Source organism: Ruegeria sp. BK1, assembly GCF_056535645.1.
On the sequence record NZ_JBQFIS010000003.1, the window covers coordinates 137,645 to 151,273 of the forward strand.

Genomic DNA, 13,629 nt, shown 5'->3' on the forward strand with positions numbered 1-13,629 from the left:
ATGGGCAAAACGCTTCTTTTCCATGCGAAATCCGTGGTCACGATGGACAGAAACCAGCCGCGCGCCGGCCATGTGGCGGTGCGCGACGGGCGGGTTCTGGCGGTAGGCGGACCGGATTGCGCAGACCCGTGGGGCGGGGCCGAGGCCCATGTCGATCTGTCTGACACGGTGTTGATGCCGGGTTTTGTCGAAGGCCATGCGCATATGATGGCTGGGGCCATGTGGGACTATGCCTATTGCGGCTATCACGACCGGATCGACCCGCAGGGTCAGATGCACAACGGTATGACGCAGATTGATCAGGTCATTGCGCGGCTGTCAGAGTTCGAGGCGACCCTGGCTCTGGATCAGCCGCTGATCGGCTGGGGGTTCGATCCGATTTTCCTGACCTCGGAGCGGCTCAGCCGCCACCATCTGGATCAAGTCAGCACCACGCGTCCCATCGTTATCATCTTTTCGAATTTTCACCTGCTCTGCGGCAACAGCGCAGCGCTTGCGCTGGCGGGCTATGACGCTGCCACCAATGTCGAGGGCGTCATCAAGGGGTCGGACGGTCAGCCGACCGGAGAGTTGCAGGAAATGGCCGCGATGTTTCCAGTCATGCGCCGGACGGGGATCGACTTTCGCGACCTGACGCAGACCGATGCGGCGCTGCGGTCTTATGGTGAGGTCTGCAAGCGCGCGGGCGTCACCACCGTGACCGATCTGTTTGCCACGCTGGGCGATGAGGATGTCGCGCGTTTGGCCGCTGCGACTGCGCGGTCGGATTTCCCCGTGCGTCTTGTCCCTGCGCTGGGGGCGATGGGCGGCACCCCGGCCGAGATTGCGGCACAGGCGCGGGCGATGCGTGACCGCTCGACCGAGAAGCTGCGGCTAGGCGCGGTTAAGCTGATGACGGATGGGTCCATTCAGGGGTGGACAGCGCGTGTGCGGGCGCCGGGTTACGTGGGCGGGCAGCCGAACGGGCTGTGGAACACCGCGCCCGACCAGATTTTCCAGCTGTGCGAAGAGATGCAGCGCCAGGGGCTGCAAATGCATATTCATGTCAACGGGGATGAGGCGGCCGAGGTGACGCTGGACGCGTTGGAGGCGGCGGCGCGCAAACATCCGTGGCCGGGTGCGCGCCACGTGTTGCAGCATTGCCAGATGATGGATGTCGCCCTGTTTCGCCGCGCGGCTGAGCTGGGCGTTGCCTGCAACATCTTCGCCAATCACCTGTGGTATTTCGGCGATCAGCACACGGCTCTGACCATCGGCCCGGATCGGGCGCAGTCGATGGATGCGGTGCGTGATTGTCTGGATGCGGGGGTGATCACCGCCATTCACTCGGATGCGCCGGTGACGCCTATGGGGCCGCTGTTTACCGCGTGGTGCGCCGTGAACCGCCGCACCATGAGCGGCCAGACGTTGGGCCCGGCGCAGTGTATCTCGGTCGAGGAGGCGCTTTATGCCATCACTCTGGGCGCGGCGCAGACGTTGAAAATGGATGCCGAGATCGGCTCGATCCAAACCGGAAAGCGCGCTGATTTCGTACTGTTGGACGCGGACCCGACCGCAGTGGATCCGGACGCGTTGATGGATATTACCGTCTTGGGCACGGTGCTGGGCGGTGAGGTGCATCGGCTATGACGCCGCTGCCCATGACGGTGATCGGAGGGTATCTGGGAGCGGGCAAGACAACGCTGATCAACCGGATTCTGTCAGGCGATCACGGGTTGCGCATTCTTGTGCTGGTCAATGATTTTGGTGCGATCAACATTGATGCCGACCTGCTGGTTTCGGCCAAAGAGGACACGATAGAGCTGGCCAATGGCTGTGTGTGCTGCACCATGGGCGCTGATCTGTTTCTGGCGGTTGGCGATGTGCTGGACCGTCGCCCAAGGCCCGATCATCTGATCATCGAGGCCAGCGGCATCGCCGACCCCGCGCGGATTGCAAACGTGGCGCAGGCGGAGCCTGATCTGGACTATGCTGGGATCGTGACGGTTGTGGACGGTCAGCAGGTGCAGGCGCTGTGCGCTGATCCTTTGATTGCGCCTCAGGTTCTAGGGCAGATCGCCTGCGGCGATATTATTGCCGTCAGCAAATGTGACCTGTCCCCTGCGTTGCGCCAAACCCTGTCGGGCCTGAATACCACAGCGGTGCTGACCCGGACGCAGGATCTGGACATCGCGCAAGTGCTGATCGCACCGCGGGGTCCGATTGATCTGCCGCAGACCCCGCACCCGGCCTATACCAAGTGGTCGTTCACCGGCCCGGATCCGGTTGATCGGACGGCGTTGCAAGCCGCCCTGCGTGCCCGCCCCGAGGGGCTATTCCGGGTCAAAGGGCAGGTGAGGGGCCTGGATGGGTCGGGTCTTTTGGTGCAGGTGGCCGGGCGCGACATTGACATTGGCGATATCGAACAACCGGCGCAAAGCCAGTTGGTCGGGATCGGTCTGGCGACCAAATTATCAGCGAAGGCATGTGACCTTTGGTGGACGAAGTCCGCGTTGCGAAAGCAATAGTCGCTAAGGATTGAATATCTCCTCCGAAATACCCGTTGCACGAAAATAAATTGATGAGACAATGTAGTCACCGGCAAGGTTAGGGTGGTTGAGCCGCGGGGGAGGCGACTGAACGGGGGCTTTGTGCCTGGCCGGCATCATTCACAGTCAAAAAGCGCGGCTGCGCGGGGGGAAATTTTGACTAAAGTTCTTTTGGTGGAAGACAACGAGATGAACCGCGATATGCTGTCGCGCCGTTTGCAGCGCAAGGGCTATGAGGTCGTGGTTGCAAAAGACGGGTTAGAGGGTGTGTCAATGGCGGGTTCGGAAAACCCTGACATCATCCTGATGGATATGAGCTTGCCCGAGATCGACGGCTGGGAAGCGACGCGCCGCATCAAGGCCACGCCCGAGACGGCGGCGATTCCGGTTGTTGCCTTGACGGCGCATGCTATGGCCAGCGACCGGGAAAAGGCGCTGGAGGCCGGGTGCGATGATTTCGACACCAAACCGGTCGAGCTAAGCCGACTGCTGGAAAAAATGGACAAGCTGGTGCCTGCCTTCTGACAAGTCCGGCTATTTCGCTGGCGGTTTGCGCCCGGTGACGAAGTGCGTTCTGACCTGACCCTTGCCCTTGATGCGGGTCTCGATCGGGTCCGAGACTTGAAACCTGTGTGCGATCCGCCACGCGGTGTCTTCAGACACCTGCACCTGACCGGGCGCACCGGTTGATTCCAGACGGCTGGCGACATTCACCGTGTCGCCCCAGATGTCATAGAGAAACCGGTGCGAGCCGATAATGCCCGCAACCACCGGCCCGCTGTGGATGCCGATCCTGATATGCATTGGATGATCGACCTCGCGATTCAGCGCCTCGACTTGCGCCAGCATCCTGTGGGCCATCTCGACAATCACCTCGGCGTGGTCATCGCGGTGATCCGGGACACCGGCGGCGACCATATAGGCATCTCCGATAGTCTTGATCTTCTCGACGCCCAGTTCCGTCGCGGTCCGGTCAAAGCCCGAGAAGATGCGGTTCAGGTAAGACACCACATGGGCCGGGGGCAGTTTGGCCGACATCTCGGTAAAGCCCACGATGTCGGAAAACAGGACAGTGACATCGCTGTGTCGGTCGGCGATGGTCGCTTCGCCTTGGTTCAGGCGCGTCACGATTTTCTGGGGTAGGATGCTGTGCAGAAGGTCTTTGTATTTCTGCTTTTCCGCCTCCATCTGATCCAGATAGTGACGTTCGCGTACGCGCCAGCGTTTCTTCTCCAGCGCGGCGTTGATACGCGCTTGCAGCAGAACAGGGTTGAAGGGTTTGGGCAGATAGTCCTCGGCCCCGGCTTCGATACAGCGGGCGACGCTTTCTATTTCGTCCAGCGCCGAGATCATGATGACCGGGATGTCGTGCAGAGCGTCATCCTCTTTCAATCGGGCCAGCACGTCAAACCCGTTGATGTCAGGCATCATCAGGTCCAACAGGACCAGATCGAAGGGTTGCATGGACGCCATTTGCAGCGCCGAATAACCGCCATCGGCGGTCCAGACCTGATGACCATCGCGCTGAAGCCGTCGGGCCAGCAGCGCCCGGTTGGCCTCGACGTCATCAACCACAAGGATGTTGCCAGTTAAAAGCTCGGTCTCGGCAATCGGGTCGATCGAGCGCATGCTGTCGGCCAAGTTGGCGAACATCGCGGCAGTGTCCTGCGGCGCGTTGGGGATGTCCGCCGAATTGCCTGCCGGATCATCGGACAGGGCGGCAAGATGGTCGATCTGCTGCAAAAGCGCGTCGGTATGGTCCAAAAGGCCTACCAGGTCACCCTGAAGATGGCTTGCGTCCAGATCGTCCAGATCCTCGAGCAGCATTTCACTGTAGCCTTTGATCGCGTTCATGGGCGTGCGCAGGTCGTGGCGCAAACGCTGCACGCTTTCATCGCCACCTACGGTCAGTTTCAGCGCCGTTTCGGGATGCAAAAGCTGATCCACCTGTGTGTTCAGATCGGCGGTGGCCTTCGAGATCCGGTCGAGATCCGAGGCCACGTCCGACAGCGCCTGCCGGTCGACCTCGGATTGAAGCAGCTCGCTGAATCCCACGATGGCGCTGACCGGTGAGATCAGGCTCTGGCGCAGATTGGCCAACCACGCCGCCTTGGCGCGCTGGGTTTCATTGTCGGGCTCGGGGCGCATGATCTAGCGGTTCCCGGTTCGCGCGTTGGGCAGGATGGCGTTCAACTGGGACAAGATGGTTTCAACCTCGTCCCCGTCCTTGCTGATCAGCGTCTGGACCGAACCATTCAGCCGGGCGCGGTCCTCGTTCGACAGGGTTTTTGCAGTCACCACGATGACTGGAATTTCACCCCAATCGGGGTTCTTGCGCATTCCGGCCAGAAATTCGAACCCGTCCATCTCGGGCATCATCAGGTCCAGCAGGATCACATCCGGGGTGGATTTCGACATCTGGTTCAGCGCGTCCAGCCCGTTTATGGCCTGATCAATCTGCCAGCCCTCTTTGCCCAGAACACGGCAGATCATCTCGCGCGTGGCGGCTTCGTCCTCGACCACCAGTACGCGGGTGGAGGGTTGGGCGGAGCAATGCTGTTTCAGGGCGTTCAGCAATTCGACCGTGTCAATCGGCTTGCCCAGATACTCGCTTGCGCCCAGCGACAACCCGCGGGACCGGTCATCAGCGAAGGTCAGCATGATCACCGGAATTTCGGCCAGTTCGGGATCGTCCTTGAGTTTGGACAGCACTGCCCAACCGTCGATTTCGGGCATGAACACGTCCAGCGTGATCGCGTCAGGCCGGGTCTTGCGCGCCAATTCCAGCGCATCCTCACCCCTGGTCGAGGCTAGCACCCGGTATCCTTCGCGGCGCAGACGCCGCCCAAGCAGATCATGCACGGTAGGATCATCGTCGACCAGCAATATCAGCGGCGCAGTCGGATCACTGTTCGGATCGCCCCCGGTATAGCCCGGCTCGTGCAGCAGATTGGCTGCGGGATCGCGGCAGACACCCGGCAGGCGGATAGTGAAAGTCGAGCCTTCGCCTAGTGTGCTGGTGCAGCCGATATCGCCGCCCAACTGTTCGCAGAACACCTTGGTGATCGACAGCCCCAGCCCGGTGCCGCCGTAATTCCGGGTGGTCGAGGAATCGGCTTGGGTGAAAGCCTCGAAAACCTTCTCGACTTGCTCGGGCGTCATACCGATGCCCTGATCGGTGACGGCGAATTCGATCAGATCGGGATCATCCGTGCGCTGCACGGTCAGAGTGATCCTTGCGTCTTCGGTGAATTTACAGGCATTGGACAGAAGGTTCAGCAGGGCCTGCCGGACCTTGGTCAGATCGCATACCATCTCGCCGATATCCTCGGGACACGAGATTTCCAGCGCATTGGCGTTTTTCTCGGCCAGGGGTTGCACCGTCGTGCTCACATCCATGACCATCTGGCAGATGTCAAAGGATTCCAGATTGAACTCCATCTTGCCCGCTTCGATCTTGGACAGGTCCAGAACGTCGTTGATCAGGGCCAACAGGTGCTTCCCGGCGGATTGGATCTTGGTCAGATCGCTGAGGTTGGCCTCATCATTCTGGTCAATGGCGTCTTCCAGCATCAACTCGCTGTAGCCGATGATCGCGTTCAGGGGCGTGCGCAGCTCGTGGCTCATATTGGCGAGGAAGGTGCTTTTGGTCTTGTTCGCCGTCTCGGCGATGTCGCGGGCTACGCGCAATTCGCTTTCCACCTGTTTCTGAGTGGTGATGTCGCGCCCGTAGATATTGGCATAGCCACCATCGGGCACGGGCCACAGAAGCAGGGCGTAAATCAAGCCGCCGGCCTCGTACTCGAAATCCTGGCGTTGATCTTCTTGCAAGCCCTTGGCAACGCGCCTGCGCCATCCGGTGCCGACCCGGTCGCCCACCTTGAGCTGAAGCGCCGAGATCAGCGCCGCACTGGCGCGGTTGGCGTAGATCAGTTTGCCGTCGGCGCTGATGCGCATAACGGGGTTGGGATTTTCCTCGGGGATGCGGGACAGTTCACGCATCCTGTTCTCGGCCTGTTTCAACTGGGTGACATCGCGGCCGTAGAGGTTGACATGTTTGGCATCGGGCAGGGGCCAGAGCAGCAGGGCATAGACCATCCCGCCCGCCTGACATTCGAAATCCTGTCGTTCGTTCTGGCGCAGGCCTGTCTCGACCCGCTTTAGCCAGTCGGGGCCGACCCGCTGGCCGACTTTTAGGTCCAGCGCATCCAGCAGCGGGTCGCTGGAGCGGTTGGCATAGATCAGCACCCCGTCATTGCTGATGCACATGACCGGGTTGGGGTTTTCCTCGGGGATCTGCGCCAGTTCGGCGTTACGGGCCTCGACCTTCTTCAGGTCCGAGACATCGCTGTAGATAGCGACAATCCCGTTGTCGCTTGTCTTGCGCTCGCTGATCTTGATCCACCCGCCCGAGGCGCGGCTTTGCATCTGGGTGCCTTCAGGGTTGAAGTGGCGCTTGAGCCGCTTGGTCAGCCATTCCTCTTCACGACCGGCTGCGTCCTGTATCACGCCCAGCGAAAGGGCTTTGCGGACGACCTGCTCAAACTTCATTCCCGGTTTTATTACATCTTCATGGCCCGGATACAGCATCTGGCGGTATGTTTGATTGGCCAGCACCAACCTGTCATCCGCATCGTAAAGGGCGAACCCCTCGGGGATGGTGTTGATCGCATCCACCAGACGGGCCAGCGTCTGTTCTGCCGCGCCATTTTCGGAGCTGGGGCTAATACCCGCGCATTGGGTGGTAAGCTGTTGGGTCAGCGCGATCTCATCTTCGCTGAACCCGGCGGCTTGCAGACGTGTGGTCAGATCGTCGGCGTCCTGCATCCGGGCCGTTAAATCTGCCAAAACCTGCAAGATCTCGGATCGGGTCATTTATGTGCTCTCCCACGTGGCGAGACCAGAAAACCGGGAAGCCGTCATATTGGTCGCCTGTCTATTCAGCAGTTCAAAGGAAATGCATGCACAAAACAAGGCGTTTTCCGAGAATGAGAGAAACTGTTTGGGTCGGGGAAGGCCCAAAAAGCACAGACATTAGCATGTCAAAATACAATCTAAGATTAATCATATCTACATATCACACAACGTCAAATTGTTGACGCAATTCCTTGGCACCTAAAATCTCAAAGTGATTTGTGCAGGAGATTTTCGATGCCGAAGCCAAACAAGGGTGGCAGCAATGTCATTTCGGGGAACAAGCGCGACAACACTCTGACCGGAACCAGCGCGGATGAGGTGCTGGACGGCAAAGGCGGTAACGACCGTCTGACAGGCGGCGGTGGCGATGATACGATCCTGGGTGGCAGCGGGACCGACACGGCGGTTTATGCCTATGGGCGCGATGCTTATGAGGTCACGCTGCTGGGTGACGGGCGCATTCAGATTTCGGGACCCGAGGGGACAGACACCCTGTCTGATGTCGAGCTGTTCGAGTTTGCGGATATGACCCAAACAGCCGCCGATGTGATATTGCCGCGTCTTGCCAATCTGAGCGCGCAGGCGGTGCAAGTCGAGGACACCGTGCTGTCGCCGGGTGAGGTGACGGATGTGAGCGTTTCGATCGCTTCCGACGGTGTGATCGACGCTACCGCGTCCAGTGTTGACCTTGTGATTGCCACCGCTCCGGACGAAGGGGCGATCATCGACACAATTGACACGGCGCAACTGGGTGCTTTGGCGACCGGCAGCAGCGGCTCGGTTTCCTTCACGCTTGATCCCGGCGCGTTGCAGCCCGGCACCTATTGGGTTGCGGTACGCGTGGACAGTGGCGATGCCCTGACCGAAGAGGATGAGACCGACAACCTGACAGAGTGGGTTCAGATCACAGTCGAGGCTCCCAGCACCGATTTGCAACTGCTTTCGGCCTCGGTTGGCGACGGATCGGACCTTGATTTGGACGGCGGCGCGCGGATCGAGATCGACTATGTCATTCAGGACGCCTCGAACATGGATGTGTCGGGGTATACGGTCGCCACCTATATCTCGACCGATGCAACGATTTCCGAAGATGATCAGCGTATTTCAGTGATCACTGGCGGCACCGATCCCGAGATGACGACAAATGTGACTGGAACGCATTGGCTGCCCGAAGGCTTCGCGCCGGGCACCTATCACCTGATAAGCGTCGTCGAATGGGATGACAGATCGACCGATACGCAGCCTGACAACAACACCATTGTGCATACCGTCACCCTGACCCCTCCGCCCGCGCCCGTGGTGGACCTGTCGGTGGGAATGCTCAGCATCGCCGCGTCCTCGGATCTGGATCTGGGACCCGAGGGATATTTGTCTGGCCCGACAGGCGGGCAGCTTGATTTCAGCTTTGACGTCTCGAACTTGGGCTCTGACCCGGCAATCAATACGGGCTTCACGGCCTATCTGTCGACGGATGGTACTGTGTCAGGCGACGATATTGTGATCTGGAGCGGTTCGGCCACTCTGACGGCTGGAGGTTCGGCGACTCTCACGGGATCGGCCAGTTTGGATGCGGGTCTTTCCGCCGGGGACTATCAGGTCATTCTGGTGGCGGATGCCCAGAATGAGGTGGACTCGTCTAACAATAGTGGCACCGCAGACGTCACCCTGATCGGAGGGTCCGCCGTGGGCACCGAAGGAAATGACGTTTGGGTCGGCACTGCGGGCGGGGATAGTGTTGATCTGCTGGGCGGCGACGATATCGCGTTTGCCGGGAGCGGGCTGGACACGGTAGATGGTGGCGACGGGGTCGATACGCTGGACTTCTCGGGCAGGGCACAAGGCGTGCAATTGGCTTATGATTTCGTTTTCGATCCCGAGGACCCTCAGTATCTGGTCGAACAGGGCGCGACCGAGGCGCAATACATCAATTTTGAAACCCTCATATTGACCGCGCAGGACGACCATATTGATCTGTCCGCTGGCGCGGCGGCCACGGTCAAAGCTGGCGCTGGCAACGATCTGATCTTTGGAAGCGCCGGGGATGATATCCTTGAGGGCGGCGCCGGGGACGATTTGATTGCTGGCTATATGGGCAATGACACGATCAGTACCGGTGAAGGTAACGATATGGTTGGTGTTGCGCGTGATGCCTCAGCGGACGGGGTCAGCGGATTTGGTCATGATGTGGTGGATGATTTCGACTTCAACTTTGACGCCGTAGTGATCAATGTGGGGTACCAAGACACCTACGACCCCATGGTCGATTTAATCCAGACCAGCGAGGGTGCGCTTTTGCAATATGCCGATGATTCCAGCCTGTTGCTGGAGGGGGTCGATGTTGCCGATCTGGATGCGAACCACTTTATCGTCGTCGAAGACGAGCCCGCTATGATCGGAATCTAGGGTGACGATCCGGGTGCTTGGGTGTCCAGAACCGCTGCGGTGAACCGGCGCAGGCCGGGGATGTCTTGTGACGCGGACAAGGTCGCAATTCGGGTCGGCCAGCTTAGGGGCGATGTTAGGCGCAACGTCGCAACGGCCGCGGTATCCGAGCTGCCCAGGATATTTGCATCGACAATGGCGCACCCGGCCCCTTGCGCCACCATATGGACCAGAGCGGTCTGTGTCTCGGCCTCGGCCCGGACCTGAAACGATGTGCCGGCGCGGTCGAACATCATCTCGACCGCGCGTCGAAATGGGCTGTGCGGGGTCAGCGTGATCAGCGGTCTTGTCGCCAGTTCAGCCGCCGAAACCTCGGTTCTGTCGGCCAGCGCATCGGTGCGCGGCACGATTGCGACCGGGTCCAGATCGGTCAGGCGGGTGCAGGCGAGGTTGGGGTCTCCGGGGTCCGAGGAGACGACCGCACAATCCACCCGTCCTTCTCGTAGGGCCGCAAGACCAGCCCTTTCATTCAGAACGACCACATCCACGCGCAAGGCCGGAAACTCGGCCATCAACCGTCCGGCTGCAATGGCCACCCGCGTATCGGCCACGGCCGGAACTGTTGCCACGCGCAAATGCCCTCCGGTCCCAAGGGCGATCTGGGTGGCGGTGTCGCGGATGCGATCCAGCCCTTGATAGTGTTTCTGAACCGCCTGCTGCAAACTATGCGCTGCGGCGGTGGGTTCGAATTTTCGTCCGGCGCGGTCAAACAGGGCCACGCCCATCTCAACCTCGAGCTCGGCCACAACGCGGCTGATTGCAGGTTGCGAGATGTGCAGGGCGTCGGCGGCTTTTCGGGTGGACCTGTGGCGGTAGGCCATCTGAAACAGCTCAATCTGGCGGGCGGTAATGCGCATGCAAGTTGATAACATTTGAGCATCAATAAATACAATAAGATGATTTTTCATCATAGTAGATGAGCGATAGGGTCATCGCTGCGAACCGCAGAAAGGACCTTGCCCCGTGTCGGCTGATTTGCTGATCTTGCTGATTGCCATCGTTTTAGGGGCCGGGCTTCAGGTTGGGGTCGGGATCGGTTTCAGCATCGTGGTGGCCCCGGTGATGATGGTGTTGCTGGGCACGGCGACGGCGGTGCCGGTGCTGTTGATGCTGAACACGCTTGTGTCGCTTGTGGCCACCGACCCGCAGGTCTGGCGGCGCGACCGGGGGCTTGTGCGGGACGCGGTTCTGGCCTGCCTGGCTGGGATCGCGCTGGGGCTGCTGATCTATCCGCTTTTGTCCGAACGCGCGGTTCTGTTTTTGACCGCCGCGCTGCTGCTGATTGGGGTTGCAACTTCGTTGATCCCATTCGGGCAGAACATCGGACCATCAGGATTCCGCACCATTTCGGGTCTGTCCGGCCTGGCAACTGTCTGGGCGGCCACGCCGGGGCCGTTGATGGTGCTTGGTCTGCTGGCGGTGGGCCGGTCGCCGCAAGCTGCCCGCAAACTGGTGCAACCCGTTGCTCTGGTTGCCTATGGCAGCGCCTTTGCGCTGCATTTGGCGCTGGATTGGACGGCCTTTGCTGGTGCGCCGTGGTTGGTGCCTTTTGCCGCCGCGACGGTATTGGGCAGCGTTTTGGGTCGTTTGATTGGCCCGAAGTTACCGCAACGCGTAATTGGGCAGGCGATTCGGGTGATCTCGGTTCTGGCCTGCGTGGCCCTCATTCGACGGGCCTGGATGATGGGATGACACAGGATGACCATGCACATGCAGATTGACCGAAAACTGACCGAATTTCCCCGCGTCCGGTTGATGACCGAGGTCACTCCGGTCGAGCGGCTGAACCGGATGTCGGACCGGTTGGGCATCGACCTGTGGTTAAAGCGCGACGACCTGACCGGGTTGAGTTTTGGCGGCAACAAGACCCGGCAGCTTGAATTCTACTTTGGCGAAGCCCTGCATCAGAAGGCTGACACGGTTTTGATCACGGGCGCGGTGCAGTCCAATTTTGTGCGCACTGCCGCCGCCGCTGCGGCGCGGTTGGGTATGACGTCGGTGCTGCAACTGGAAGAACGCGTACCGGGGATGGGGCCGGCCTATTACCGCTCGGGCAATGTTCTGCTGGCGCAGATTCTGGGGGCCGAGCATATGCACTTTCCGGTGGGCGAGGACGAGGTCGGAGCGGACAATGCGTTGCACGATCGCGCCGCGCGCCTGAGGGCCGAAGGGCGAACACCTTATGTCATTCATCTTGGCGTCGATCACCCACCGCTGGGGGCCTTGGGCTATGTGCAGGGCGGCGCGGAGCTGGCCGATCAGATGGCGGAATTTGATGTGGCGGTGGTGCCTTCCGGCAGTGGCGCGACCCATGGAGGGTTCCTGACCGGGCTGCGCCTGTCAGGTCATGGCGCGCAAGTCTACGGCATCTGCGTCCGCCGTGACCAAACCCAGCAGAAGGCCCGGATGGAGAAAGTTCTTGGCAAGCTGGCAGCGTTGATGGGTTTTGACCCGGCTTTGGTGAAGGAAGACATCCACGTCTGGGACGGTGCGCTTGCCCCCGGCTATGGTCAAATTGGGGACCGGACCCGCACGGCATTGGAGCTTATGGCCCAGACCGAAGGCATATTTCTGGACCCGGTCTACACCGCCAAGACCTTTGCAGGGCTTTTGGGGCTTCTGGACAGCGGCGCGATCCGCAAGGGCCAGAAGGTCGTGATGCTGCACACGGGCGGTTTGCCCGCGCTGTTCGGCTATCAGGACCAGCTTGAACCAACCTGACCAAACGACACTCAAGACAATCTCAAAGGGAGGAAATTATGAATAAGAAACTGATTTTGGCGTCGACCCTGACGCTTGCGCTTGGCACCGTGGCCGCTTTGGCCGAAGAGTTCGTGACCATTGGAACTGGCGGCGTGACCGGTGTGTACTATCCGACCGGTGGCTCAATCTGCCGTCTGATGAACAAGAATCGCAAGGAAACCGGGGTGCGTTGCACGGTCGAATCCACCGGTGGCTCGGTCTATAACATCAATACGATCCGCGAGGGCGAACTGGAATTTGGCGTGGCCCAGTCCGACTGGCAGTTCCACGCGTTGAACGGCACCTCAAAATTTGAAGAGGCCGGGCCATTCGAAGAGTTGCGCGCGGTATTCTCGGTCCATGCCAAGCCGTTCAACGTGATGGTTCGCGCCGATTCCGGGATTGAGCATTTCGATGATCTGGCAGGCAAGCGGGTTAATATCGGCAATCCGGGATCGGGCCAGCGCGGCACGATGGAGGTGCTGATGGACGCCAAAGGGTGGACAAAGGATACGTTTGCACTGGCGGCCGAGCTAAAATCGGCGGAACAGTCCAGCGCCCTGTGCGACAACCAGATTGACGCGTTCATCATCACTGCGGGCCACCCGTCCGGCAACCTGACCGAAGCCGCGACGACCTGCGATGCCAAACTGGTTCCGGTGACCGGTGACGCCGTGACCGGGTTGATCGACAACAACGCCTATTACCGGGCAGCGACCATTCCCGGAGGCATGTATCGCGGCACCGACGGGGATGTGGACACGTTCGGGGTCGGTGCGACGCTTGTGACCTCGGCCAAGGTCTCGGACGAGGCGGTCTATGCGCTGGTGTCGTCGATCTTTGAGAATTTCGACGATTTCCGTACGTTCCACCCGGCATTCGCAAATCTGACCAAAGAAGAAATGGTTTCAGCGGGCCTGTCCGCGCCCATTCATCCCGGAGCACTCAAATATTACCGCGAGCAGGGTCTGTTGAAATAACGAAAGCGCAATCGCGTGCT

10 protein-coding genes are annotated in these 13,629 nt (G+C 60.2%); 7 read left to right on the plus strand and 3 right to left on the minus strand.

The genetic code is table 11. The annotated features are described in order from the left end of the window. The 3 genes from ACR3E7_RS21585 (at position 1) to ACR3E7_RS21595 (ending at position 3,053) form a co-directional block, all read left to right on the plus strand. Positions 1–1,629, plus strand: coding sequence for an amidohydrolase (locus ACR3E7_RS21585; RefSeq protein ID WP_480503641.1), 1,629 nt, complete (start codon positions 1–3; stop codon positions 1,627–1,629). Then, positions 1,626–2,507, plus strand: coding sequence for a CobW family GTP-binding protein (locus ACR3E7_RS21590; protein ID WP_480503639.1), 882 nt, complete (start codon positions 1,626–1,628; stop codon positions 2,505–2,507). The genes ACR3E7_RS21585 and ACR3E7_RS21590 overlap by 4 nt, the downstream gene beginning before the upstream one ends. 177 nt (positions 2,508–2,684) lie before the next feature. Further along, positions 2,685–3,053, plus strand: a complete 369-nt coding sequence (locus ACR3E7_RS21595; protein WP_480503637.1) for a response regulator — start codon at positions 2,685–2,687, stop codon at positions 3,051–3,053. 9 nt (positions 3,054–3,062) lie between these two features. Here the strand turns inward: ACR3E7_RS21595 and ACR3E7_RS21600 are convergent, their stop codons facing one another. Together ACR3E7_RS21600 and ACR3E7_RS21605 are read right to left on the minus strand one after the other, a co-directional pair. Continuing rightward, entirely contained in the window at positions 3,063–4,676 is a 1,614-nt protein-coding gene (locus tag ACR3E7_RS21600; protein WP_480503636.1) for an adenylate/guanylate cyclase domain-containing protein, read from the minus strand. Positions 4,677–4,679: 3 nt separating this feature from the next. After that, complete coding sequence (locus ACR3E7_RS21605; RefSeq protein ID WP_480503635.1) at positions 4,680–7,403, minus strand: response regulator; 2,724 nt, start codon at positions 7,401–7,403, stop codon at positions 4,680–4,682. Between the two features lie 276 nt (positions 7,404–7,679). On the opposite strand from ACR3E7_RS21605, the gene ACR3E7_RS21610 reads away from it, so the two are divergent. Further along, entirely contained in the window at positions 7,680–9,848 is a 2,169-nt protein-coding gene (locus tag ACR3E7_RS21610) for a CARDB domain-containing protein (protein WP_480503634.1), read from the plus strand. Here ACR3E7_RS21610 and ACR3E7_RS21615 read toward each other — a convergent pair. Further along, complete coding sequence (locus tag ACR3E7_RS21615; protein WP_480503633.1) at positions 9,845–10,744, minus strand: LysR family transcriptional regulator; 900 nt, start codon at positions 10,742–10,744, stop codon at positions 9,845–9,847. The two genes, ACR3E7_RS21610 and ACR3E7_RS21615, sit on opposite strands and share 4 nt — an antisense overlap. A 106-nt stretch (positions 10,745–10,850) precedes the next feature. Here ACR3E7_RS21615 and ACR3E7_RS21620 point away from each other — a divergent pair, with 106 nt between their 5' ends. The 3 genes from ACR3E7_RS21620 to ACR3E7_RS21630 are packed head-to-tail and all read left to right on the plus strand — an operon-like array spanning position 10,851 to position 13,609. Beyond that, a complete protein-coding gene (locus ACR3E7_RS21620; RefSeq protein WP_170773190.1) occupies positions 10,851–11,579 on the plus strand; it encodes a TSUP family transporter in 729 nt (242 codons plus the stop codon). 6 nt (positions 11,580–11,585) lie between these two features. Further along, positions 11,586–12,608 (plus strand): D-cysteine desulfhydrase family protein, encoded by a 1,023-nt coding sequence (locus ACR3E7_RS21625; protein ID WP_480503631.1) that lies wholly within the window; start codon positions 11,586–11,588, stop codon positions 12,606–12,608. A 38-nt stretch (positions 12,609–12,646) separates the two neighbouring features. Continuing rightward, positions 12,647–13,609 carry a TAXI family TRAP transporter solute-binding subunit gene (locus ACR3E7_RS21630; RefSeq protein ID WP_480503630.1) on the plus strand — a complete coding sequence of 321 codons (963 nt, stop codon included), beginning with the start codon at positions 12,647–12,649 and terminating at the stop codon, positions 13,607–13,609. Positions 13,610–13,629: the final 20 nt, after the last annotated feature.